At 72.7% G+C, this 22,902-nt stretch carries 26 protein-coding genes; 17 read left to right on the top strand and 9 right to left on the bottom strand.

Annotation, left to right across the window (positions count from 1 at the left end):
* Positions 1-228: 228 nt before the first annotated feature.
* Entirely contained in the window at positions 229-1,626 is a 1,398-nt protein-coding gene (locus ABD352_RS43495; RefSeq protein ID WP_344618457.1) for a GH1 family beta-glucosidase, read from the top strand.
* On the opposite strand, the gene ABD352_RS43490 is transcribed toward ABD352_RS43495, so the two are convergent.
* On the bottom strand, positions 1,623-2,069 hold the full coding sequence (locus ABD352_RS43490) for a response regulator (RefSeq protein WP_344618456.1): 447 nt from the start codon (positions 2,067-2,069) through the stop codon (positions 1,623-1,625). The two genes, ABD352_RS43495 and ABD352_RS43490, sit on opposite strands and share 4 nt — an antisense overlap.
* Before the next feature lie 89 nt (positions 2,070-2,158).
* On the opposite strand from ABD352_RS43490, the gene ABD352_RS43485 reads away from it, so the two are divergent.
* Positions 2,159-2,488, top strand: a complete 330-nt coding sequence (locus tag ABD352_RS43485) for an anti-sigma factor antagonist (RefSeq protein ID WP_344618455.1) — start codon at positions 2,159-2,161, stop codon at positions 2,486-2,488.
* On the opposite strand, the gene ABD352_RS43480 is transcribed toward ABD352_RS43485, so the two are convergent.
* Together ABD352_RS43480 and ABD352_RS43475 are read right to left on the bottom strand one after the other, a co-directional pair.
* Positions 2,452-3,021 (bottom strand): DUF4865 family protein, encoded by a 570-nt coding sequence (locus ABD352_RS43480; RefSeq protein WP_344618454.1) that lies wholly within the window; start codon positions 3,019-3,021, stop codon positions 2,452-2,454. The two genes, ABD352_RS43485 and ABD352_RS43480, sit on opposite strands and share 37 nt — an antisense overlap.
* Positions 3,022-3,048: 27 nt before the next feature.
* Positions 3,049-3,228: a hypothetical protein gene (locus ABD352_RS43475; RefSeq protein ID WP_344618453.1), complete on the bottom strand. Its 180-nt coding sequence runs from the start codon at positions 3,226-3,228 to the stop codon at positions 3,049-3,051.
* A gap of 125 nt (positions 3,229-3,353) precedes the next feature.
* Between ABD352_RS43475 and paaK the strand changes: the two genes are divergently transcribed.
* From paaK to ABD352_RS43455, 4 genes are all read left to right on the top strand, one after another.
* Positions 3,354-4,652 carry a phenylacetate--CoA ligase PaaK gene (gene paaK / locus ABD352_RS43470; protein ID WP_344618452.1) on the top strand — a complete coding sequence of 433 codons (1,299 nt, stop codon included), beginning with the start codon at positions 3,354-3,356 and terminating at the stop codon, positions 4,650-4,652.
* A gap of 175 nt (positions 4,653-4,827) precedes the next feature.
* Positions 4,828-5,232 carry a hypothetical protein gene (locus ABD352_RS43465; RefSeq protein ID WP_344618451.1) on the top strand — a complete coding sequence of 135 codons (405 nt, stop codon included), beginning with the start codon at positions 4,828-4,830 and terminating at the stop codon, positions 5,230-5,232.
* 4 nt (positions 5,233-5,236) lie between these two features.
* A complete protein-coding gene (locus ABD352_RS43460) occupies positions 5,237-5,461 on the top strand; it encodes a helix-turn-helix transcriptional regulator (protein ID WP_344618450.1) in 225 nt (74 codons plus the stop codon).
* On the top strand, positions 5,458-6,102 hold the full coding sequence (locus ABD352_RS43455; RefSeq protein ID WP_344618449.1) for a DUF4386 domain-containing protein: 645 nt from the start codon (positions 5,458-5,460) through the stop codon (positions 6,100-6,102). The genes ABD352_RS43460 and ABD352_RS43455 overlap by 4 nt, the downstream gene beginning before the upstream one ends.
* Here ABD352_RS43455 and ABD352_RS43450 read toward each other — a convergent pair.
* The gene (locus tag ABD352_RS43450; protein WP_344618448.1) at positions 6,092-6,535 is read right to left on the bottom strand and encodes a DUF309 domain-containing protein; all 444 of its coding nucleotides are present in this window, start codon (positions 6,533-6,535) and stop codon (positions 6,092-6,094) included. The two genes, ABD352_RS43455 and ABD352_RS43450, sit on opposite strands and share 11 nt — an antisense overlap.
* A 67-nt stretch (positions 6,536-6,602) precedes the next feature.
* On the opposite strand from ABD352_RS43450, the gene ABD352_RS43445 reads away from it, so the two are divergent.
* From ABD352_RS43445 to ABD352_RS43425, 5 genes are all read left to right on the top strand, one after another.
* The gene (locus tag ABD352_RS43445; RefSeq protein ID WP_344618447.1) at positions 6,603-6,866 is read left to right on the top strand and encodes a hypothetical protein; all 264 of its coding nucleotides are present in this window, start codon (positions 6,603-6,605) and stop codon (positions 6,864-6,866) included.
* A gap of 159 nt (positions 6,867-7,025) precedes the next feature.
* Entirely contained in the window at positions 7,026-7,232 is a 207-nt protein-coding gene (locus tag ABD352_RS43440) for a hypothetical protein (RefSeq protein WP_344618446.1), read from the top strand.
* A gap of 18 nt (positions 7,233-7,250) precedes the next feature.
* The gene (locus ABD352_RS43435) at positions 7,251-8,123 is read left to right on the top strand and encodes a helix-turn-helix domain-containing protein (RefSeq protein ID WP_344618445.1); all 873 of its coding nucleotides are present in this window, start codon (positions 7,251-7,253) and stop codon (positions 8,121-8,123) included.
* Positions 8,124-8,205: 82 nt separating this feature from the next.
* Complete coding sequence (locus ABD352_RS43430; protein ID WP_344618444.1) at positions 8,206-9,012, top strand: dioxygenase family protein; 807 nt, start codon at positions 8,206-8,208, stop codon at positions 9,010-9,012.
* 97 nt (positions 9,013-9,109) lie between these two features.
* On the top strand, positions 9,110-9,484 hold the full coding sequence (locus tag ABD352_RS43425) for an LppU/SCO3897 family protein (protein WP_344618443.1): 375 nt from the start codon (positions 9,110-9,112) through the stop codon (positions 9,482-9,484).
* Between the two features lie 55 nt (positions 9,485-9,539).
* Here ABD352_RS43425 and ABD352_RS43420 read toward each other — a convergent pair whose 3' ends face one another.
* Entirely contained in the window at positions 9,540-10,331 is a 792-nt protein-coding gene (locus tag ABD352_RS43420) for a maleylpyruvate isomerase family mycothiol-dependent enzyme (RefSeq protein ID WP_344618442.1), read from the bottom strand.
* Positions 10,332-10,438: 107 nt separating this feature from the next.
* On the opposite strand from ABD352_RS43420, the gene ABD352_RS43415 reads away from it, so the two are divergent.
* Positions 10,439-11,296, top strand: coding sequence for a phosphatase PAP2 family protein (locus ABD352_RS43415; RefSeq protein ID WP_344618441.1), 858 nt, complete (start codon positions 10,439-10,441; stop codon positions 11,294-11,296).
* A gap of 49 nt (positions 11,297-11,345) precedes the next feature.
* Positions 11,346-12,149, top strand: coding sequence for a DUF2127 domain-containing protein (locus tag ABD352_RS43410; protein WP_344618440.1), 804 nt, complete (start codon positions 11,346-11,348; stop codon positions 12,147-12,149).
* A gap of 111 nt (positions 12,150-12,260) precedes the next feature.
* Here the strand turns inward: ABD352_RS43410 and ABD352_RS43405 are convergent, their stop codons facing one another.
* Both ABD352_RS43405 and ABD352_RS43400 read right to left on the bottom strand, forming a co-directional pair.
* Positions 12,261-12,926, bottom strand: coding sequence for a GntR family transcriptional regulator (locus ABD352_RS43405; protein ID WP_344618439.1), 666 nt, complete (start codon positions 12,924-12,926; stop codon positions 12,261-12,263).
* 168 nt (positions 12,927-13,094) lie between these two features.
* Positions 13,095-14,702, bottom strand: a complete 1,608-nt coding sequence (locus tag ABD352_RS43400) for an AMP-binding protein (protein ID WP_344618438.1) — start codon at positions 14,700-14,702, stop codon at positions 13,095-13,097.
* 98 nt (positions 14,703-14,800) lie between these two features.
* On the opposite strand from ABD352_RS43400, the gene ABD352_RS43395 reads away from it, so the two are divergent.
* Together ABD352_RS43395 and ABD352_RS43390 are read left to right on the top strand one after the other, a co-directional pair.
* Positions 14,801-15,100 (top strand): SDR family oxidoreductase, encoded by a 300-nt coding sequence (locus tag ABD352_RS43395; RefSeq protein ID WP_344618437.1) that lies wholly within the window; start codon positions 14,801-14,803, stop codon positions 15,098-15,100.
* Between the two features lie 66 nt (positions 15,101-15,166).
* The gene (locus ABD352_RS43390; protein ID WP_344618436.1) at positions 15,167-15,475 is read left to right on the top strand and encodes a putative quinol monooxygenase; all 309 of its coding nucleotides are present in this window, start codon (positions 15,167-15,169) and stop codon (positions 15,473-15,475) included.
* 11 nt (positions 15,476-15,486) lie between these two features.
* Here ABD352_RS43390 and ABD352_RS43385 read toward each other — a convergent pair whose 3' ends face one another.
* The gene (locus tag ABD352_RS43385) at positions 15,487-16,443 is read right to left on the bottom strand and encodes an anti-sigma factor RsbA family regulatory protein (protein ID WP_344618435.1); all 957 of its coding nucleotides are present in this window, start codon (positions 16,441-16,443) and stop codon (positions 15,487-15,489) included.
* A gap of 125 nt (positions 16,444-16,568) precedes the next feature.
* On the opposite strand from ABD352_RS43385, the gene ABD352_RS43380 reads away from it, so the two are divergent.
* Both ABD352_RS43380 and ABD352_RS43375 read left to right on the top strand, forming a co-directional pair.
* The gene (locus ABD352_RS43380) at positions 16,569-20,270 is read left to right on the top strand and encodes a SpoIIE family protein phosphatase (protein WP_344618434.1); all 3,702 of its coding nucleotides are present in this window, start codon (positions 16,569-16,571) and stop codon (positions 20,268-20,270) included.
* Between the two features lie 46 nt (positions 20,271-20,316).
* Complete coding sequence (locus tag ABD352_RS43375; RefSeq protein WP_344618433.1) at positions 20,317-20,733, top strand: iron chaperone; 417 nt, start codon at positions 20,317-20,319, stop codon at positions 20,731-20,733.
* Here the strand turns inward: ABD352_RS43375 and ABD352_RS43370 are convergent.
* The gene (locus tag ABD352_RS43370; protein ID WP_344618432.1) at positions 20,730-22,673 is read right to left on the bottom strand and encodes a zinc ribbon domain-containing protein; all 1,944 of its coding nucleotides are present in this window, start codon (positions 22,671-22,673) and stop codon (positions 20,730-20,732) included. The two genes, ABD352_RS43375 and ABD352_RS43370, sit on opposite strands and share 4 nt — an antisense overlap.
* Between the last annotated feature and the right edge of the window lie 229 nt (positions 22,674-22,902).

Genomic DNA, 22,902 nt, shown 5'->3' with positions numbered 1-22,902 from the left:
CCGGGCGGAGCGGTGGCGGTTTGGAGAGCGCTCTCCGGTAGGTCGCAGTGTTGCCCCGCCGTTTCCACCGTGTCAAGTGCTCGGCTGCGCCTTAGGACCGTTTTGGAGGTGTACGCCGGGATGCCGGCCCTGCCGGACCTTGACACCCGGCCACGGCACGTCGCAGTCTGGTCACGCAACTTGGAGAGCGCTCTCCAAGCCGAATACTCAGGACCCGGGGTGATACGTGTGAGCACGACGGCGGTGCAGGCCACGACGGGCCGGCTGGCCTTTCCCTCGAACTTCTGGTGGGGCGCTGCCACCGCCGCGTACCAGATCGAGGGCTCGGTGGACGCCGACGGCCGCACCCCGTCGATCTGGGACACGTTCTCGGCCCAGCCCGGCCGGATCGACAACGGCGACACGGGCGCCACGTCGACCGGGCACTACCTGCGCTACCGCGAGGACGTCAAGCTGATGGCCGAGCTCGGGCTCTCGGCGTACCGCTTCTCCATCGCGTGGCCGCGGATCCGCCCGGCCGGGGGCACCGGCGTCAACGAGGCCGGCCTGGACTTCTACGACCGCCTGGTGGACGAGCTGCTGGCCACGGGCGTGCGCCCGGTGGCCACGCTGTACCACTGGGACCTCCCCCAGGAGCTCGAGGACGCCGGCGGGTGGACCAACCGCGAGACCGCCCTGCGCTTCGGCGACTACGCCGCCGCGGTGGCGGCCCGCCTTGGCGACCGCGTCGCGCTGTGGAACACGCTCAACGAGCCGTGGTGCTCGGCCTTCCTCGGCTACGGCACCGGCGGGCACGCCCCGGGCCGCCGCGGCCACGTCGGCGCGCTGACCGCCACCCACCACCTGCTGCTCGCCCACGGCCTGGGCGTGGCCGCCCTGCGCGGCGCCGGCGTGGCGGGCCAGGTGTCGGTCGCGCTGAACTGCGGGGCCGTGCGGCCGCTGACCCCGTCGCCGGAGGACGCCGACGCCGCCCGGCGCATCGACGGGCTGCTGAACCGGATCTTCTTCGACCCGATCCTGCGCGGCGAGTACCCGGCCGACACCATCGAGGACACCCGCGAGCTCACCGACTGGCACTTCGTGCGCCCGGGCGACCTGGCCGCGATCAGCGCCCCGGTCGACGCGATCTGCGTGAACTACTACCAGCCCGACCTGGTCAGCGCGGCGCCGGCGGGGCAGCTGGACCACGGGACGCCGTACCCGACCGCCCAGGCCGTGCAGTTCCACCCCACCCCGGGCCCGGTCACCCACATGGGCTGGTCGATCGACCCGACGGGCCTGCGCGACCTGCTGCTGCGGGTGCGCCGCGACTACGGCGACCGCCCGATCTACGTCACCGAGAACGGCGCCGCCTACGACGACCGGGTCGGCCCGGACGGCGGCATCGAGGACCCGGAGCGCATCGCCTACCTGCGCGCCCACCTGGCCGCCGTGCACGAGGCCATCGCGGCCGGCGTGGACCTGCGCGGCTACTTCGTGTGGTCGCTGCTGGACAACTTCGAGTGGGCCTTCGGCTTCAGCCGCCGCTTCGGCCTCATCCGCGTCGACTACGGGACCCTCGAGCGCACCATCAAGGCCAGCGGCCGCTGGTACTCCGAGGCGATCTCCCGCAACGCGATCGACTAGGCGGGCGTGGCCGCGCGCCGCACGCTGACGTGGAAGGCCTCGATGCGCCGCACGACGTGCATGAGGCCGGCGAAGTCGACCGGCTTGGCGATGTAGGTGTCGACCATCAGCCGGTGGCTTCGCAGGTAGTCCTCCTCGGCGGTCGACGCGGTGAGCACGACCACCGGGATGCGGGACAGGTCGGGGTCGGCGCGCACCTCGGCCAGCACCGTGCGCCCGTCGACGCCGGGCAGGTTCAGGTCGAGCAGGATGATGTCGGGGCGTGGGGCGGCGGCGTAGGGCCCCTCGCGCCGCAGCAGGCGCAGCGCGTCGGCACCGTCGCTGCAAACGGTGAGGCGGTTGCTGAGCTTGTGGTCGGCGAACGCCTCGCGCGTGATGAGCACGTCCCCGGGATCGTCCTCGACCAGGAGGATCTCGATCGGCACGGCCGGATCGTTGCGCATCGTGCCCCTTCCGATACAGGTTGCCTCACAGTAGCGCGCCAGGACCACCCCGCCCCGTCAGCGACGCGCGTCACCGCTACGGTCTACGCGTGGCGTTCACGATCGGGTCGACCGGCGGGCACGGCGTGGTGCGGGCCGAAGGGGAGCTCGACGTCGGCACCGCGGCCGAGCTGCGGGAGGCGGTCGGCACGGCCCTGGATCGGCACGCCACCCTGGTCATGGACCTGACCGCGGTCACGTTCATGGATTCGGTGACGCTGGGCGTGCTCATCGGGGCGTACAACCGGACCCGGGCGACCGGCGGCGGGCTGGCCGTGGCGTGCACCGACGACCGGGTCCGCCGCGTGTTCCGGATCACGGGCCTGGACAAGGTCTTCGCGCTCTACGACACCGTCGAGGCGGCCGCCGCCGCGCTGTGAACCGGCTCCGGCGCCGAGACGTGCAGCACCTCGTAGCGCTCCGTCGCCTCCGGGTCCTCCGGCTCGTCGCTCGCCCACAGCGCGATGCGGACCAGCTCCCAGCGGTGCGGGTCGAAGGCGACCGCCGCCGTGTGCAGGCCGGGCCGGGCCACCGGCGCGGACAGCTCCTGGCCCCACGCGAGCGGGGCGACCGTGCGGGTGGCCGAGCGCACCGGCGCACCCCGGGCCGGGCCCTCGATCGCCGCGACGCCGGTCCAGTGCCGCACCGGCGGGCGCCCGAAGTCGCGCACGATGTTGTGGAAGCCCCCGCCGCCGACGAGGAAGTGGGCCATCGCGTCCGCCGAGTTCCACAGGTAGAAGGGCGCGTACTGGTTGACCGGCGAGCCGCCGACGCCCTTGGTGCGGATCAGGTAGGCCTTGATCCCCAGGCCGGGGCGGTCGTCGAGCGCGTGGCCGCCGCGGCGCACCCGCTCGCGGATGATCCCCATGTCGTAGTCCGCGGGGAGGGTCAGCTCGTACTGCATCGCGATCATGGCGTACATACTAGTAGGTACAGAGGCTCAGACCCCACGTAGGATCGCGTCGATCTCCGCGATCTCCTCCTCGGTGTGCCGGCCCAGCATGAGGTCGAGCTCGAGGCGCTCGGCCGGCGTCTGGTAGGCCCCGATCTCACGGGCCAGCCGGACACGCGCGCGACGGGCAGCGACGGCGGCGCGGACTCTGCGGGCTGCGGTCTTCATGATTGCTCGCTCCTTCTGTATCGATTCAGCTGCCACCTACTGTATCGATCCAGAAAGATCATCTCCGCTCGATTCGATGTGACCGCCGGCACGCGGGTCCCGACCTGCGGGTGCAGGATGGGAATGTGCGCGACGTCACCCCCGCCCCGGGCACCCTGGACCCCATCGAGACCGCCTCGCGCGACGAGCTGACCGCCCTGCAGCTCGCCCGCCTGCGCGGCACGCTCGCCCACGCCTACGACAACGTGCCGCACTACCGCGAGGCGTTCGCGGCCCACGGCGTGCACCCGTCCGACCTGACGGACCTGTCCGACATCTCGCGGTTCCCCCTGACGACCAAGGACGACCTGCGGGCCAACTACCCGTTCGGGATGTTCGCGGTGCCGCGGGAGCGGGTGCTGCGGCTGCACGCCTCGTCCGGCACCACGGGCCGCCCGACCGTCGTGGGCTACACCGCGGCCGACCTCGACACGTGGGCGTCGCTCATGGCCCGCTCGATCCGCGCGTCGGGCGGCCGCCCCGGCGACATCGTGCACGTCGCCTACGGCTACGGCCTGTTCACCGGCGGCCTGGGCGCCCACTACGGCGCGGAGCGCCTGGGCTGCACGGTCGTGCCGGTGTCGGGCGGCATGACCGAGCGCCAGGCGATGCTGATCCGCGACTTCCGCCCCGACGTCATCATGGTGACGCCGTCGTACCTCCTGGCGATCGTCGACGAGATGGAGCGCCAGGGCCTGGACCCGCGCGCCAGCTCGCTGCAGGTCGGCATCCTCGGCGCCGAGCCGTGGACCGAGGACATGCGCCTGGAGATCGAGACCCGCCTCGACATGCACGCCGTCGACGTGTACGGCCTGTCCGAGGTCATGGGCCCCGGCGTGGCCAACGAGTGCGCCGAGACGAAGGACGGCCTGACCATCTGGGAGGACCACTTCTACCCGGAGATCGTCGACCCCGACACGGGCGAGGTCCTACCGGAGGGCGCCCGCGGCGAGCTCGTCATCACCTCGCTGACCAAGGAGGCCATGCCGGTCATCAGGTACCGCACCCGCGACCTGACCCGCCTGCTGCCCGGCACCGCCCGCACCATGCGCCGCCTGGAGAAGATCACCGGCCGCAGCGACGACATGATGATCGTGCGCGGCGTGAACGTCTTCCCGACCCAGATCGAGGAGCTCCTGCTGCGCGAGCCCGCCCTGTCCCCCCACTTCCAGTGCGTCCTGACCCGCCGCGACCGCCTCGACGCCCTCACGGTCCGCGTGGAGCACCGCCCGGACGCCACACCCTCCGCCGCCCGCGACGCGGCGGACGCCCTGCAGCGCGCGGTGAAGGGCGCCGTCGGCGTCACGATCGCGGTGGAGGTCCTCGCACCCGGCACGGTGGAGCGCTCGGCCGGCAAGATGCGCCGCGTCATCGACAATCGCTGACCGATTCGGGCCGATAAGTCGGGCGCTGGCGCGCCGCGACTTATCGGATTTATACCCTGACAGGCGGGATGTCGCTTATACCGGCCCCAACGGCGGGGGCGTGTAAAGAATTCTTGACACGATGTCCGGTGCGCTTTACCTTCGAGATGTCAAAGATGCTTTACATGGAGGCCAGATGTCCTACCTGGAGAAGCGGGCCTGGATCTACGGGATCGTGGCCCTCGTCGTGCCCGTCGCCTACGCCCTCGTGCTGCTCGCGCGGCGGCCGGCCGCGGGGCTGGCGGGCAGTCACTACGCCGGGCCGATGCTCGTGGCGGTCGGGGCCGCGATCGTGCTCAACATCGTGGCCGGGAGCCTCTTCGGCGGCCCGGCCCGCAGCGACGAGCGGGACAAGGCGATCGGGCGCCTCGGGGAGTACGCCGGGTTCTACGTCATGAGCATCGCCGCGCTGGTGCCGCTCGTGCTGGCGATCCGCGAGGCGCCGTACTTCTGGATCGCCAACTCGCTGTACCTGGCGTTCTCGCTGGCCGCGCTCGTCTCGTCGGCCGTGAAGATCGTGGCCTACCGGCGGGGGTTCTGAGCCGGTGGGCAAGCCGACCCGCGTCACCAACTCGATCCGGGCGCTGCGCTTCGCGCACGGGGAGATGACCCAGGCCGACCTCGCCGAGCGCATCGGCGTCACCCGGCAGACCGTCATCGCGATCGAGCAGGGGCGCTACTCGCCGACGCTGGAAACGGCGTTCCTGATCGCGCGCGTGTTCGCGGTAGGGCTCGAGGAAGTCTTTCAGTATTCGGATGAGCAGTCATGATGTCGCAACGCGGGCTGGCCCGGGTGGCCGGGTGGTTGTACCTCGTGGTCGCCGTCTGCGGCGGCTACGCCCAGATGTTCGTGCGCGGCCGGATCGTGGTGCCCGGCGACGCCGCCGCCACCGCGGCCCACATCCGCGAGCACACCGCGCTGTTCCGGGCCGCGCTGGTGCTCGACCTCGTCAACATCGGGTGCTTCCTGGGGGTCGCGCTCGTGTTGTACGCCCTGTTGTCCCCCGCCTCGCGCTGGCTCGCGACGTCGGCGCTGGTGTGCAACGCGGTCGCCGTCGCGGTGATGGCGGCCAACCTCCTCAACCACTACGCGGCCCTGGCGGCGGCCACCCGCGGGCCCGACGAGCGGCTCGCCGGGTTCTACATGGACGTGTTCGCGCAGGGGTACCTCGTCGCGCAGCTCTTCTTCGGCCTCTGGCTGCTGCCGCTGGGCCTGCTCATCTACCGCTCGGGCCTGATGCCGCGGGCGATCGGGGTGCTGTCGGTCGTCGGCTGCGCCGGCTACCTGGGCGACCTGCTGCGCACCCCGGCGTCGCCGGTGATGCTCGTCCTGGCCGCCGGCGGCGAGATCGCGGTCGTGGCCTGGCTGCTCGCGGGCCGCATCAGCAGGCCCGCCGCGGTCACCGCGTGACCAGCCGCGGCACTCCCTCGGCGCCCGACTCCACGAAGGCGACCAGGCCGGCGACGTCGACGCCGTGCGGCGGGGCGTCCCGGTAGGCCGCGATCCGCAGCGCCGCCCGCTCCAGCAGCCGGGCGGCGCCCGCCGCGTTCCCGCGCCTGGCGTGGGTCAGGCCGACAGCGAGCTGCGCCAGGCCGCGCCACAGCTCCCGCTCCGGCTCCGGCGCCGCCTTCCAGGCGGCCTCGAGCACCTCGTGCGCGTGGAAGGGCCGGCCCTCGTCCAGCAGCCGCTGGGCCTGATCGAGCGCCTCGGCCGCAGTGACGGACAGGTCGTCGGGCATCGTCGGCACGCCCTGCGCCCCGCGGGGCAGCGGCCGGCCGAGAGCATCCCGCGGACGCGCGTTGCGGGCCCGCCCGGTCTCGTCCCGATCCCTTTCCGCGCCCATGCCTCCGACGGTACTTCACGTAAATCCGTGACGGTGGAGAAGCTCGATGTCGGGCATGATGGACCGCGTGACGCAATGGGAATATGCGCGACTGGAGTACCGTGCCGCCGGGACGCTCGGCACCGACAAGTTCGAGGACTGGGACGCCGTCTTCCACCACCCCGGTGGCGTGCAGCGGTGGGGCACCGACGAGCGCTTCAACGACCTTCGCCACCTCAACCGCGCCGGCGCCGAGGGCTGGCAGGCCTACGACCGCGCGGCCATGGTCATCGGCCAGCCGCACCGCCTCCACGCCGTCACGTACTCGCTTCGCCGCCCAGTGGAGCGCTGAGCCGCCCGTAGAGCACTTCCCGGGGCGCTGAGCCGCCCCGGGCACCGAGCCCCCGCACGGGATATTGGGCACCACTCGCAGCCGGATCCCAGGCCGCTGCCACCGTCCGCGGAGCCGCCGTCCCAAGAATCGACGGCAACGGCTTCGAAGGAGGGCAAGGTGCATCGACCCAACGTGATCCGGCGCGCGACCGGCCTGACCGGCCTCCTCGCCGCCCTCGCCATCGCGGGCCCGCTGGCGGCGGCCGGCGCGGCACACGCGGCCCGCGCCGAGGAGACCATCGCCGTCGCGGCGGCCACGACAGCCACCGCGACGGCGAGCGGACCCGCCGGGCACCCCCGCACGACACTCCCGGGGTTACCGTAAGGAGTGTTTACAGATGCGTTGCCGCGGCATGAGCTGGAGGTGGCCGACCCGGCGCCGGTGGCCATCGCGGTGGGCGGGTTCGACTGGTTCGGGCCGATGGCCCAGGCCGCGTTCCCGCACCGGCACGCGTTCCACGAGATCGTGCTCGTGTCGGCGGGGACCGGCACGCACGTCATCGAGCTGGCCGAGCACCCGATCCGGGCACCGCAGCTGTTCGTCATCGGCCCGGGCCAGGTGCACCACTGGCGCGACGCGCGCGGCCTGGCCGGCCGGGTGCTGGTGTTCGGCGACGAGGCGCTGCTGGCGTACCCCGAGGATCGCGCCCTCCTGCTCGGCGCGCCCCGCGCGCGCCGGCTGCGACCGCGCGACGCCCGGGCCATCGGGGGCCTGTTCGCGGCGCTGACCCGCGAATACGCGGACCGCCCGCCCGGCTTCGACACCGTCCTGCCGGCCCTGCTGCACGTGCTCGTCGTGCGCACCCACCGCCTGGCCGCCGATCGCGAGGCCGAGCCGCGGGGGCGGCGGCGCGACCGCGAGCTGGCCACCGCCTTCGCGCAGCTGCTGGCGAGGCGCGCGGAGTCCGGGCCGAGCGTGGGTGCGTACGCGCAGCGGCTCGGGGTCAGCGCCAGCCGGCTCGCCGAGGCGGTCAAGGCGGCCACCGGCGAACCGCCCGGGCGGCTGATCCGCCGGGCCCAGGCCCTCGAGGCGCGCCGCCTGCTGGCCCGCACCGCGCTGACCGTCGCCCAGGTGGCCCGGGCGACCGGCTTCGCCGACCCCGCGTACTTCAGCCGGTTCTTCCGCCGCGAGGTCGGGCTGACGCCGGGGCGGTACCGCGAAATGCACCAGGATCGCGGTACCAAATCCATCGATTTTGACGAATGCGACTCCTAGTGTCGGTCCGGTCCCGGCGGGCCAACCCCGCCGGCACCCCCCACCACCGACCGGGCCCAGGAGGCCAAGGAGGCACCCGCACATGGCCATCACCCGTAAACAGCTGCTCAAGTCCGCGCTCGCCGCCGCACCGCTGCCGATCCTGTTGGCCGGCGGCCCGACGCTGGCCCGCGCGGCCGGCAGCGACGCCGCGCCGCTCGACCCGACCCCGATGTGCGACGACGGGGACGAGACGCACGAACAGATCGAGGGGCCGTACTTCAAGCCCAACTCCCCCGCCCGCACCGCGATCGCCGACGGCCTGCCCGGCACCCGCCTGACGCTCAGCGGGTTCGTCTTCGGCATCGCGTGCCAGCCGATCGCGAACGCACTGCTCGACTTCTGGCAGGCCGACAACTCCGGCGCGTACGACAACACCGGCTTCCGCCTGCGCGGGCACCAGTTCAGCGACGCCCGCGGCGCGTTCACGCTGTCCACGATCGTGCCGGGGCTCTACCCGGGCCGCACCCGGCACATCCACGTGAAGGTGCAGGCGCCCAACCATCCGGTGCTGACCACGCAGCTGTACTTCCCGGGCGAGCCCCGCAACAGCACCGACACGCTCTACGACCCGGCGCTGCTCATGACCGTGCGCACGGTGGGCAGCGGCCGCGAGGCGAGCTTCGACTTCGTCCTGAACGTGACGGGCACCCCGCCGACGAGCACCCCGCCGACGACCCCGACGACCCCGCCGAGCACGCCCGGCGGCACCACGTGGGCGGCCGGCCACACGTACGCGGCCGGCGACCGGGTCACGTACAACGGCGTCACGTACCGCTGTCTGCAGGGCCACACCGCGCAGGCCGGCTGGGAGCCGCCGAACGTGCCCGCGCTCTGGCAGCCGGCATAAGGACAGGCGCGGCGTCGGATCACGGACAGTTGCGCGCCAGGACAACCCGGACCCGGTAGGCCTAGCCGGTAACCGTCCGGACCCTGGAGGCTCCACCATGACCACACCCGCCGAACCGGCCGCGCCGCAGGCCAAGCCGGGTAAGCGCCGGCAGATCACGATCCTCGTCGGGCTCGTCGTCCTGCTCGGCGTGCTCCTCGGCGCCGCCTGGTTCTTCAACCGCGACGCGGCGCTCAACGCCAAGGTCGGCGACTGCCTGCACCAGGTCGGCTCCGACGAGCTGAAGATCGTCCAGTGCGACAGCACGGACGCCGACTTCTCCGTGCTGGGCAAGGTCGGCGACAAGGACCAGAGCGAGGCGACCAGCCCGTTCAGCACCGTGTGCCAGCAGTGGTCGGACACGACCAACACCTACTGGCAGGGCGAGAAGGGCAAGAAGGGCGACGTGCTCTGCCTGAAGACGACGAAGTAGCCGTCACGATCGGTACCGCGGGCCGCGGGTGCTGCCCGCGGTACCGATGCGGCAGTTAGTAACCCGGGAAGACCGCGCGCAGGTCATCGAGGGAGATCGGGCCCGACACGGCGACGTCGGCCGGGGTGTAGCGCGCCTTGAGCCGCCCCGCGGCCAGGCGCAGCCAGGCCTCCAGCGTCAGCGACAGCTCGCCGTCGGGGTTGCCCGGCGCGGCGGTGATGGCGACCGGCTCGGCCAGGTGCAGCCCGAGCGTCTCGCCGGTGTCGGTGAGCCGGACCAGCAGGTCGGCCGTGCGCCCGTCGATGTTGGCCGGCTTGGCGATCCAGCCGAAGAGGCCCTCGACCCGGTCGCTGATCAGCGCGGCCGCCTCCGGGGCGAGCGCCGCCGACGGGTCGAACGAGGCCCGCACGTCCCAGTCGTGGTAGCCGAACTCGGTGAGGCGCAGCAGCGCGGACGTGGCCACGTCCACCGGCTCCGGCATCCAGCCCACGTCGATGCGGTGCTCCGTCCGCTGCTCGGGCGTGAACGCCTCGTAGGCCTCGACCAGCCGCGCGTTGGCCCCGGGGAACGCGGCCTGGCGCTCCTGCGGGGTCATGCCGTCCCAGCGGGCCCAGACGCCCTTGTTGAACTCGAACTCGGGGGCGGGCCGGCCCTCGAGGGAGGCCCGGAGGGCCTCCAGGTTGATCTCGGCGCCGCTGCCCAGGTGGCTGACGACCTGCGAGACGTCCCACTCCTCGGCCGCCGACGGGGCGGTCAGCTGGTCCGCGCTCAGGCCGGCGACCAGGGCCGACAGGTTGTCGTGCCCGGTGCGCAGGGCGGCGATCGCGAGATCTGCCCGGTTGCTCATGAAACCCCCTAAAAATTTGAAGCATAAACAAACTCGTGACGCACGACACGCATTGGGTGCTCGATCGGCAATATTGCGCCGACCGCAACATCAGGTAGCTTCAGCTGATGAACACGGGGCTCGGACCAGGTGAACGGCAGCGTTCCACACGGTTACGGCCCCGCGCATGGACCGAGCTGTTGCTGGTCCTCGGGCTGTTCCTGGCCTACAAGGTCGGCCGCCTGGCAGTGGACGGCCGGGTCGGCGCGGCCTACGACGACGCCCACCTGGTCTGGCACCTCGAACGGGCGCTGCGCCTGCCCGACGAGGTGGACCTGCAGCACATGCTGCTGCAGGCCGAGGCCCTCGTGCGGACCGCGAACATCTACTACGCCGTCGTGCACTTCCCCGCCACGATCGCGTTCCTCGTCTTCATGTACTGCTTCCGGCCCGAACACTACATCCGATTCCGGCGGATCCTCGCCTGGCTGACCGCCGTAGGGCTCGGCATCCACTTCGTGTTCCCCCTCGCCCCGCCGCGCATGCTCGGCGGCCTCGGCCTCATCGACACCGCCGCCGTCTACGGCCCGTCGGTCTACGGCCCGCCCCAGACCGACACGCTGAGCAACCAGTACGCGGCCATGCCGTCGCTGCACGTCGGCTGGGCCCTCGTCATCGCGGCCGGGCTCATCCACGCCACCCGCACCCCCTGGCGCTGGCTGTGGCTGGCCCACCCGGTCCTGACCATGCTCGTGGTGGCCGGCACCGCCAACCACTACTGGCTGGACGGCATCGTGGCCGCCGTCCTCGTCGGCGTGCTCCTCGTCGCCACCAGCCGGCACGAGCACCCCTCGCCGGCCGTGCCGGTCCAGGTGCGCCGGACCGCGCGGCGGGATGCGATCGCCGGCACCCTCGCCGCGGTCGGCACCGCCCTGGGCGCGGCCGGCGTGCCGATGGCGCCGCCGGGCGCCCCGCCTCAGTCGTGAAGCAGGCGCTACCACCCCAAAAGTGGTGCGGATGCGGTATCAAGGTCGCGTGGACTGGAACCTACGCACCTGCGCGCGCCGCGGGCACGTGACCTACGCCCCCACCGAGGACGCGTTCCGCGAGAAGCTGCACGCCATCACCCCGGTCGGCGCGGCGTGGCGCTGCCTTCGGTGCGGGGACTTCGTCATCGGCGAGCCGCACCAGACCGGCCCCGCCGAGGGCGCGCCGATCGTGCTGCGCGGCCGGGCCCTGCGCGACGCGCTCATCCTGCGGCTGCTGTCGCTGGAGCGCTTCATCAAGGGCCTGCTGTCCCTCGCCGCCGCCTACGGCGTGTTCCACTTCCGCAGCCACCGCGACGGCGTCGAGCGGGCCTTCAACGAGGACCTGCCGCTGCTCAAGCCGTTCATGGACAAGGTCGGCTGGAAGTTCGAGGACTCCGCGATGATCCACACCATCCGGACCGTCATCGAGGCCGAGTCCAAGACGCTGCTGTGGGTCGCCGCCGGCCTGGGCCTCTACGGCGCCCTCCAGCTCATCGAGGGCGTCGGGCTGTGGATGCTCAAGCGCTGGGGCGAGTACTTCGCCGTCGTCGCCACCTCGCTCGGCCTGCCGATCGAGATCTACGAGCTGAGCGAGAAGATCACCTTCACCCGCATCGGTGCGCTGGTCATCAACATCGCCGCGGTGCTCTACATCCTGCTGTCCAAGCGGCTCTTCGGCCTGCGCGGCGGCCACGCCGCCCACGAGGCCGAGCGGCACGAGACCAGCTTCCTCGAGGTCGAGCTCGCGGCCAACGAGCCCACCCTGCCCAAGGGCCTGCGCATCCCGAAGGTCCCCGTCGGCACTCGGTGACCGGACTGTCGCACAACTGCCACTGGCGGACGACGACAGGGCGTCGTATAGTTGAACGCGAGACCGGCATCTTCCCCCGTGGATGCCGGTCTTCTTATTTTTCGGATCTTTCTACTGCTCAGACCCTACGTTCTTGCGAATCGTGCTGATCGCGTTCAGGTTGTGCTCGCGGGCACACGCCTCCAGGACGGTCGCGTCGTCCTCGCCCCGCTCCAGCCGGTCCAGCAGCGCGTCGTGCTCCTCCACCGCCGTCTTCAGCCGCAGCGCCGGATACAGGGTCGACAGCACCCGCGAGGCGTCGATGCGGTCCCAGATGCCGTCCAGGGACTCGATCACGTAGCGGTTGCCGCAGCAGCGGTACAGCGCCCGGTGGAACCTCCGGTGCAGCAGCATCACCTCGTCGTGGTCGATCTGCCCGGCCGACGCCGCCGCCCGCAGCGCCCCGTTGAACTCCCGGGCCTCGGCCAGGTCGGCCGCCGACACCCGCGGCGCCGCGGCCGCGAACGCGAACCCGTCCAGCAGCGCCAGCATCTCGACGAGCTGCTCCCACTCGTCGTCCTGCAGCGTGGCCACGCGCGCCCCGACGTTGCGCTCGAAATGCACCAGGCCCTCCGCCTCCAGCCGGCGGATCGCCTCCCGGACCGGAACCGGGCTGACGTCCAGCTCCCGGGCCAGGCTGCTGAGCACGAGACGGTGCCCCGGCCCGTATCGGCCGTCGATGATGCGGACACGGATCTCGCGGTACGCGAGCTCATGCTTGGAGGGCTCAGGCTGCACGTGCCACATCCACTCTTGACAGGGCCCCCAGGCCCCACAATCATATATGAAAATCGTATACGATCACCTCCGGGGCGCGTTCCGTCATCGGTGGCGCGGCTGATACGAACGGGGGCATCCGCACCACCGGTGACGGCCCGCGCATCGGTGATCGTCAGGCCGAGTGAGTCATCGTAGGCCAAGTTCCACGGCCGAGACCTCCCGCATCTCCACCTTGCGCACCTTGCCGGTCACGGTCATCGGGAAGGCGTCGACCACCCTGACGTACCGCGGGATCTTGTAGTGCGCCAGCCGCCCGGCGCAGAAGGCGCGCACCGCCTCGGCGGTCAGCGGAGCCGCTCCCTCGCGCAGGCGCACCCACGCCATCAGCTCCTCGCCGTAGCGCTCGTCGGGAACGCCGATCACCTGCACGTCGACGATGTCGGGGTGGCCGTAGAGGAACTCCTCCACCTCGCGCGGGTACACGTTCTCGCCGCCGCGGATCACGACGTCCTTGATGCGGCCGACGATGTTGACGTACCCCTCGGCGTCCATCGTGGCCAGGTCGCCGGTGTGCATCCAGCGGGCCGCGTCGATCGCCTCGGCGGTGGCCTCGGGCTGGCGCCAGTACCCCAGCATGACGCTGTAGCCGCGGGTGCACAGCTCCCCCGCCGTCCCGCGCGGCACCACCAGCCCGGTCTGCGGGTCGATGATCTTCACCTCGAGGTGCGGCCCGACCCGGCCGACCGTGGACACCCGCCGCTCGAGGTCGTCGTCCCGCCCGGTCTGCGTGGACACCGGGGACGTCTCGGTCATGCCGTAGCAGATCGTCACCTCGGTCATGCCCATCTCGGCGACGACCCGCTTCATCACGGCCACCGGGCACGGCGAGCCCGCCATCACGCCGGTCCGCAGGCTCGACAGGTCGTACGCCGCGAAGTCCGGCAGGGCCAGCTCGGCGATGAACATCGTCGGGACGCCGTAGAGGACCGTGCAGCGCTCCTGCTGTACCGCCGCCAGGGTCTCCGCCGGGTCGAAGGCCCGCGCCGGGATCACCATGCACGCGCCGTGGCTGGTCGCCCCGAGGTTGCCCATGACCATGCCGAAGCAGTGGTAGAACGGCACCGGCAGGCAGACCCGGTCCGCTTCCGTCCAGCCCTGCCCCTCGGCCACGAAATAGCCGTTGTTCAGGATGTTGTGGTGCGAGAGCACGGCTCCCTTGGGAAAGCCGGTCGTGCCCGAGGTGTACTGGATGTTGATCGGGTCGTCGAAGGCCAGCGTCGCCTCCCGGGCCCGCAGCTCGCGCTCGTCCGCCAGCCGGGTGCGCAGCGCCTCCCAGTCGGGCGTCCCGATGAACACCACGTCGCCCAGCCCCGGCCGCACCTCGGCGACCATCGCCCGGTAGTCGGAGGTCTTGAGCCGCTCGGCCGCGACGAGCAGCCCGACGCCGGCCTGATCGAGCACGTAGGCGAGCTCATGGGTGCGGTACGCCGGATTGATGTTCACCAGAATGGCGCCGATCTTGGCCGTGGCGTACTGCAGGATCGTCCACTCGGGACAGTTGGGCGCCCAGATCCCGACCCGGTCCCCCTTGGCGATCCCGCGGGCCAGCAGCCCCCGGGCCACGGCCTCGACCTCGGCGAGGAGCTCCCGGTACGTCCAGCGCCGCCCGCTGGGCCGGTCGACCAGCGCCTCGGCCTCGGGCACCCGGCCCGCCGTCCGGTCGAGGTTCGCCCCGATCGTCTCGCCCAGCATGGGCGCGCCGGCCGGCCCAACGGCATACGACAGCGTCGTCATGGCGCCTCCAGTGCAAGGCTGGGGTGTTGCTGCCACGATCCCACCGCGCCGCGCCCTTGACCAGGCCACCTACTCGTCACGGCCCGGACCTGCGTGGGGTGAGCCGCTCCCACCCGTGCCGGGCGAACCTTTTCGGGGCAGACGTCCCGATCTGCACCGTGTGGGATGTTGGGGCGGAACGATCAATCGTCTTCCGTGACGCCATCGAGGAAGCCCCGGGCACCGCTGAGGGAGGCCGTGATGAGCCGGCCAGCGCGGCCCTTGCCATCGGCGACCTCCCGATCGGCCGCGTCGTGGGGCCCGGGGACGTCGCCGCGCTCGCCGTCCACATCATGACCAACACCGCCCTCACCGGCGCGACCTTTGACATCGACGGCGGACAACAGTTCGTCTTCTGACCGGCACACGACGCGGAACGCAGGTCGACCGCATCGCCGGAACGCTACGACCGAAGGAACACTGAGATGAGTGTCGTCATTGTTGCCACGGCCCATCCCCTCCCCGAGCACCGTGCCGAGGTGATCGCGGCCTTCGAGGCGGCGATCGCCCGGGTGCACGACGAACCGGGCGTCGACCGCTACGCCCTCCACGAGGGCCCCGACCGGCTCGTCATGATCGAAAAGTATGAGTCGGAACCTGCGCTGTCGGCGCACGCCAAAGGTCCGGCCCTCGCCGACCTGCTCTCGGCGCTACAGGGCAAGCTCCATGGACAGCTCGACGTGCAGGTCCTCGCACCACACCCGGCCGGAAGCCCGGACAAGGGCACGCTCTGACGAACCGGTGGTCAGGAACCGGGGGTCTCGGCGATCAGGCGGATGGTGAAGCCGTCCGGGCCCGGGCGCAGGGACACGTACGCGCACAGCTGGTGGGCCAGCCACAGGCCGAGGCCGCCGGGGCCGTCGCCGGAGGGCATCAGGCCCGCGACCGGGTTGGCCGGGCCCCGGCCGTGGTCGGTGACCGTGACGACGATGCGGCCCGGCTCCGTCCACGCGTGCAGCCGCACCGGCGCGCGGCCGTGGACGATGGCGTTGGTGACGGCCTCGTTCACGCTCACCATCAGCCCGTCGAACTCGTCGCCGTCGAGGGCCGCGGTGAGCTGCAGGGGGGCGAGGGCGGCGCGGGCGTCGGCGGGGGTCGGGTCGGCCAGGAGCACGGCCGGCGGGGTCGCCTCGAGGGGGTCGGTCCAGGAGGGCACGGCGGTGGTGAGGAAGTCGCGCGGGGGAAGGTACGCCGGGCTCGGCACCCGGCGCCCGTCGTCCGCGACCACGTGCGTGTGCGTGCGCCGCACGTCGTCGAGCACCTCGGCAGGGGCGGTCCGCGTGTCGTACGGGCACAGCCCGTACATCGGGAACTCGTCGTACACCTCGTTGACGGCGGCCTCGTAGCGCGCCCACCACTCCCAGGGCACCCCGACACCGGGGTGGGGCACGTCACCGGTGATGCGGATCTGGGTCGCGCCGCCGGCGACGTAGGCCGCCAGCATCTCGCGGTGGCGGCGGATGGCGGCGGCGGGGCGCAGGTAGTGGTGCCCGCCGTCGATGAAGGTCACGCCGCTGTCGGGGCCCAGGGCGGCGCGGACCAGACGCTGGTTGCGCTCGCCGAAGATCGAGACGCTCGGCTCTCCGGCGGCCACGCCGTCGAGCAGGAACGGCAGCACAACCGCGAGGAACTCCTCGTCCGAGGAGTAGAAGGCGGCTTCATGGAACAGACCGTTGCAGGAAACCGCAGGGCCTGTTCTCACCACACCACCGTCCATAGGCCATGCCCGACCCACCGTAACACGGGCCGTACCAGGCCACCTGGCGGCGAAAGCGGTCCGCGTTCGCGCGGCTGCGTGAGCGGGATCGGGTGCATAAGCTGGAACGGATGGGCGAGACCGCGGCCGAACCGTTCTTCGGCGACACGGAGATCAGCCGCGACCTGGCAGCGGTCGACTGGGCGGCCACCCCGCTCGGGCCGCCCGCGGCGTGGCCGCAGAGCCTGCGCACCGTCGTGCGCATCCTGCTCGGCTCCCGCTTCTCGATGTGGATGGCGTGGGGGCCGGAGCTGACGTTCCTGTGCAACGACGCCTACCGGCGCGACACGCTCGGCAAGAAGTACCCGTGGGCGCTCGGGCGGCCAGCGCGCGAGGTGTGGGCCGAGATCTGGGACGAGATCGGGCCGCGCATCGGGCGGGTCATCGAGACCGGCGAGGCCACCTGGGACGAGGCGCTGCAGCTGTTCCTCAGCCGCAGCGGCTACACCGAGGAGACGTACCACACGTTCTCCTACAGCCCGCTGACCGACGACGCCGGGCGGATCTCCGGGATGCTGTGCGTGGTCACCGAGGACACCGACCGGGTGGTCGGCGAGCGGCGGCTGGGCACGCTGCGCGACCTCGGGGCGGCGCTGGACGCCACGCAGTCGGAGCCGGAGCTGTTCGCGGCGGTGGCCGGGCAGCTGGGGGCGCGCCCCGACGACCTGCCGTTCACGCTCACGTACCTCCACGACGCCGACACCCCCGTGCTGGCCTGCTCCACCGGCGTCCCGGACGGGCACCCCTGCGCCGACCCGGCGACCTGGCCGGCGGTCGACGGCGCGGCGCTCACCGTCGGCGGGCTGACCGGGCTGCCGGCCGGCGCCTGGCCCGAGCCGCCGATCGAGGCCCGGGTGGTGGCGCTGCCGCGACCGGCCGGCGGCCGGCCGTACGGCTTCCTGGTGGTCGGCCTGAACCGGTACCGCCCCTTCGACGCCGCGTACGCCGGCTTCGTCGACCTCATCGCCGGGCAGATCGCGGGCCGGCTGGCCACCGCGCGCGCCTACGAGGCCGAGCGGCTGCGGGCCGAGAGCCTGGCCGAGCTGGACCGGGCCAAGACGGCGTTCTTCACCAACGTGAGCCACGAGTTCCGCACCCCGCTGACGCTGCTGCTCGGGCCGGCCGAGGACGCCCTGACCGACCTCGCCGACCCGCTGCGCGGCCCGCAGCGGGGCCGGATGGAGCTCGTGCAGCGCAACGCCGAGCGGCTGCTGAAGCTCGTCAACACGCTGCTGGACTTCTCCCAGCTGGAGTCCGGGCGGCTCGAGCCGCACCTGGAGCCGCTCGACCTGGCCCGGATCACCGCCGACCTGGCCGCCATGTTCGCGCCGGCGGCCGAGCGGGCCGGGCTGCGCCTGGTGGTGGACTGCCCGCCGCTGCGCCGGCCGGTGCCGGCCGACCGCGAGATGTGGGCCAAGATCGTGCTCAACCTGCTGTCCAACGCGCTGAAGTTCACCTTCGACGGCTCGATCACGATCCGGCTGGCCGTGGACGGCGACGCGGCGGTGCTGTCCGTGGCCGACACCGGCGTCGGCATCGACCCGGGCGACCAGGGGCGGCTGTTCGACCGGTTCCACCGGATCATGGGCGGGCGGGCCCGCACGCACGAGGGCTCCGGCATCGGCCTCGCGCTGGTCGCCGAGCTGGCCGCGCTGCACGGCGGCACGGCCGGGGTGCAGAGCCGCCCGGGCGAGGGCAGCACGTTCACCGTGCGGATGCCGCTGGGCGCGCCGGACGACGCGGTGACGGTGGACGCGGTGACCGTGGACCCGGTGGCGGTGGACACGACGGCGCCCGTGCGCGGCTACCTGGCCGAGGTGGACCGCTGGGTCGGGGGCACGCCCACGGCGAGCCCGCTCCCGACGCCCCGCCCGGGCGCGCCAAGGGTGCTGATCGTCGACGACAACCGGGACATGCGGGAGTACATCCGGCGCATCATCGGCGGCGACTACCGCGTCAGCGAGGCGGCCGACGGTGCCGAGGCGCTGCGGGCGGTCCGCGCCGACCCGCCGGACCTGGTGCTGACCGACGTGATGATGCCCAGCCTCGACGGCTTCGCGTTCGTCGCGGCGCTGCGGGCCGACGAGACGTCCGGGCACCTGCCGGTGATCATGCTCTCGGCCCGGGCCGGGGACGAGGCGACCGTCGAGGGCCTCGAGGCCGGCGCCGACGACTACCTGGTCAAGCCGTTCAGCCCGCGGGAGCTGCGCGCCCGGGTGCGGGCCAACCTGGAGTTCGACCGGATCCGGCGCACCCGCGACGAGCTGCAACGCAGCCGGGAGCTGCTGGACCAGGCGCAGCGGCTGGCCTCGGTCGGCTCGTGGGAGCTGGACCTCGCCACCGGCGACATCCACGGCTCCGAGGAGTTCCTGCGCCAGTTCGGGGTGGGCGCCGCCGAGCTGCTCGACGAGCACGGCCGGCACGTCATCAACGCCCGGGTGCACCCCGAGGACCGCGACCGGGTCGACGCCGCGATCGACGCCGCCGTGCAGGGCGCCCCGCTGGACTACGAGTCCCGGGTGGAGATGCCCGACGGGCACTACCGGGTCTTCCGCACCATCGGCGAGCTGGAGCGCGACGCCGCCGGCCACCCGGTCCGGCTGCGCGGCTCCAACCAGGACATCACCGAGCAGCGCCGGGCCGAGCAGGCCCTGGCCGCCGCGGCCGCCGCGCAGGAGGCCGCGGCCCGCGAGCACCACATCGCCGACCAGCTCCAGCGCAGCCTCATGCCGCCGGTGACGCTCGACCCGGAGCACCTCGAGGTCGCCGCCTACTACCGGGCGGGCGTCGCCGGCACCCAGGTCGGCGGCGACTGGTACGACGTCATCGAGCTCGGCGCCGACCGCACCGCCCTCGTGGTGGGCGACGTCATGGGGCGCGGCGTGCCGGCGGCGGCGGTCATGGGGCAGCTGCGGGCGGCGGTGCGCGCCTACGCCCGGCTGGACCTGCCGCCGGCCGACGTGCTCGAGTACCTCGACGGCGTCGTGCGGGACCTGCGCGAGGACCAGATCGTCACCTGCGTCTACGCGGTGTACGACCCTGGGGAGCGCAGCCTGACGTACGCCAACGCCGGCCACCTGCCGCCCCTGCTCGTGCTGCCGGGCGCCCCGCCGCGTCCCCTGGACTCGTCCGGCCCGCCGCTGGGCACGGGCCCGCTGACCCTGACCGAGGAGCGCGTCGAGCTGCCCGTCGGCGCGCTGCTCACCCTCTACACCGACGGCCTGGTCGAGCACCGCGACCGCGACCTGGACACCGGCATCAACGCCCTGGCCGCGCTCGTCGGCGGGGTCTCGGGCCCGCTCGAGCACGTCGCCGACCGGCTCGTCGCCGACCTGCTGCCCGCCGGCCCGGACGACGACATCACGCTGCTGCTCACGCGGGTGGTCGGCGAGCCCGGCGAGGAGCAGTCGGTCATCCAGCACATCCCGGCCCACGAGCGGGCGGTCCGCGACGCCCGCCGCCTGGTCGACACCACGCTGCGCCGCTGGCAGGCCCCGGCGCGCATCGTCGACGACCTGGTGCTGGTGGTGAGCGAGCTGGCCGCCAACGCCGTGCTGCACGGCCGCCCGCCGATCCAGCTGCGGCTGCGGCGCACCCAGACCCACGTGGTGCTGGAGCTGCACGACACGGCGCCGTACCTGCCCCGCAAGCAGCGCCCCACCCCGGACGACGAGCACGGCCGCGGCCTGCAGCTGGTCTCCTCGCTGTGCGACCGCTGGGGCACCCGCCCGACCGCCGACGGCAAGGCGGTCTGGTGCGTGCGCTCGATCTGATCGTTTTCGAGAAGTCCGCGCCGCCGCGCCCTCCTACGATGGGGGCATGGCTAAGCAGGCATTCACCGCAGAAGAGCGCGCCGCGATGAAGGAGCGCGCCAAGGAACAGAAGGCCGCCGCGACGAAGGCGGAGGACGCCGCCGCGGTGCTGGAGAAGATCGCCGAGTTCGACCCGGACGACCGCGAGCTGGCCACCCGCGTGCACGAGATCGTCACGACCGCCGCGCCGCAGCTGGACCCGAAGCTCTGGTACGGCCAGCCCGCCTACGCCAGGGACGGCAAGGTGGTGTGCTTCTTCCAGCCCGCGGGGAAGTTCAAGACGCGGTACTCCACGTTCGGCTTCCAGGACCCGGCCGCGCTCGACGACGGCGGCATGTGGCCGGTCGCCTTCGCGCTGACCGACGACGTCAGCCCCGACGACGAGGCCCGGCTGGCCGGCCTCGTCAAGCGCGCGGCCGGCTAAGGTCTGTGTCGAAGTCCGGTTGTGGTGCCGGGCTTGGTCGACAGTCCGGGGTGTGCGTCTCGTCGTTCCGGTGTGGTCCTGGCCACTGGTGTGGTTGCGGGGCTCATCCGGGGTTGTCGAGGGCTCGTCCCGAAGGTTCGCCGAGCGCCCTGGCACCGGTTGGTGGCGGGCTGCGGCCGCCGCGGCCGTCCACCGTGTTGGTGGGGGTCGGGGTGATGGGTTCCGGTTGACTCGGTCAGGGCTCCTTGCAGCCCTCCGTTGATGGCCTCGATCCCATACCGGTCGAGGGTGGCCTGTGCCGCGTCCCAGTCCACCCGCGCCGTACCCGGCTCGGCCGGGTCGGTGAGCACAGTGTGCGCGCCGACCAGCGCGGCAACCAGGTCGCGGTCGCCGGTCAGCCCGCAGCTCGGGCAGTGGTGGCGGCGATCCGCCAAGCCCTTCGGGACCCGCTGGCCGCACAGGCAGTGCTGGGTCCAGGCGGTGCGCCGGGTCCCCGCCCGCACCAGCCCAAGTCCGCGTCCGGCCTGGGCGGCGACGGCGGTGGTTTCGCAGCGCAGGGCGGCCAGGAGCATGCCCGGGGTGAAAGCATGGATGCCGCGGCCCCACCGCCGGGCCCAGACACGGATGTCGGCGTCCTCGACCACCAGCCCAGCGCCATGGACCGCGACCAGGGCCGCGGCGGTGATCCGGGCCCGGGTGTGCCCGGCCCGGGTACGGGCAGCACCGTCGGCCGCGGCCCGGCCTCGTAGCCGCTGGTAGGTGTTCGTCAGGGTGTCGCGCCGGTAAGCGCGGACCGGTATCCCGGCCGTGTTGGCGACCCGCGGGCCGCCGGGCATGGTGGTCTGCACCGGTGGCAGCCCGGCGGCGTGGCGGCGGTCGGCGCGGCGCTGCTGGCGTGGCGAGAGCCGGTACTGGCCGGGGTTGGCGGCGCGGCGGGACCGGTCCAGGGCCCGCTGCCGGCGCCGCTGCCGCAACCGTTCCGCGGCCAGGGCGGCGTCGTGCTCGCCGGTGCGGGCGATCCGGCTGGCCGCGAACCCGCCGTCCGGGCCGGTGGGGACGGACACGACGGTCAGGTTGGACACGTTGACGTCCACCCCGCCCCGCCGCAGCAGCTGCCCAGCCGCCTGGCGGCGCTGGGTGACGGCGGGGGAGGTGTAGCCGGGGCCGAGGATCATCAGGTGCGCCTCGTACCGCCACCCGCCCACCGCGCCCGGGTCGCGGTGCCGGACCAGGTCGATCTTGTGCCAGCGGTTCGGGTCGACGAGGTAGTGCTCCAGGACGGGGCGGCGGCCCGGGCCCTGTGGCAGCCGCACTGGCAGGACGAGGTCGTCTCCGCCGAGGCCGGTCAGGATCACCGCGAGGGGGCCGTCGTGATCCCACCATGACCGCACCGGCTCACTGGCGGCGGTGGCGGTGACGGCCGGCATCCGCCGCGGCTGCCACAACCGGCCGGCGCGCCCGAACGCGGCGCCATGCCCGGCCAGGCTCCCCACGAGCCGGAACGTCTCCCATTTCCGGGCGCGGGTGTGGGAGCGGGCCCGGCCCGGGATGGTGGCGAACTGCCACCAGCCGCCCGGGCGGGGCCGGCCGTGCCGGCGGCCGGTGGCGTCGGGGAACAGGTGCCGCTCGGTGGCTTCCCATACCCCGTCGGCCAGGTGCATGGCCAGGGCCTTGGTCAGGTACCGCCGCACATGTGGCGCACCGTCCAGATGCCGGTAGGCGGCGTGTTCCAGGCCGCTGCGGGACAGCCCGAGCCGGCCCCGGACCGCGTCGGGTCCGGCCGCTGCCCGCTCGCGGCAGGCGGCCCAGTAGGCGTTGACCCGGGCCCGGGCGTCGCGCTGGACGGCCCGCCGGATGGTGAACGCGGCCGCGAACACCCGCTCCAGCATCTGCCGTACCCGCGGTTCGTGGACGTCCAGCGGTAGGCGTAGCACCGACACCGGACCCTCGCACCGCCACGGCACCGCCCGGTTCGGCCCCCGACGCCGCGGTCCTGCCCCCGCCACACATCGACACTACCCAACGCCACCGACCAGCGGGAGCCGCGACGCCACCTACGGCGGACAGAAGCTTTGATGACACAGGCTTTGATACACGCCCTCGGCTAGGGTCCGTTTCATAAAGTTGGTCAGAGCCACTCGCTGATGACGGCGATGGTGACGATGGCTT

Origin of the sequence: Dactylosporangium salmoneum, from assembly GCF_039532525.1 — a bacterium.
Classification (GTDB): domain Bacteria; phylum Actinomycetota; class Actinomycetes; order Mycobacteriales; family Micromonosporaceae; genus Dactylosporangium; species Dactylosporangium salmoneum.
The sequence above is the reverse complement of the archived record's forward strand: the minus strand, read 5'-3'. Positions and strand labels throughout refer to the sequence as shown.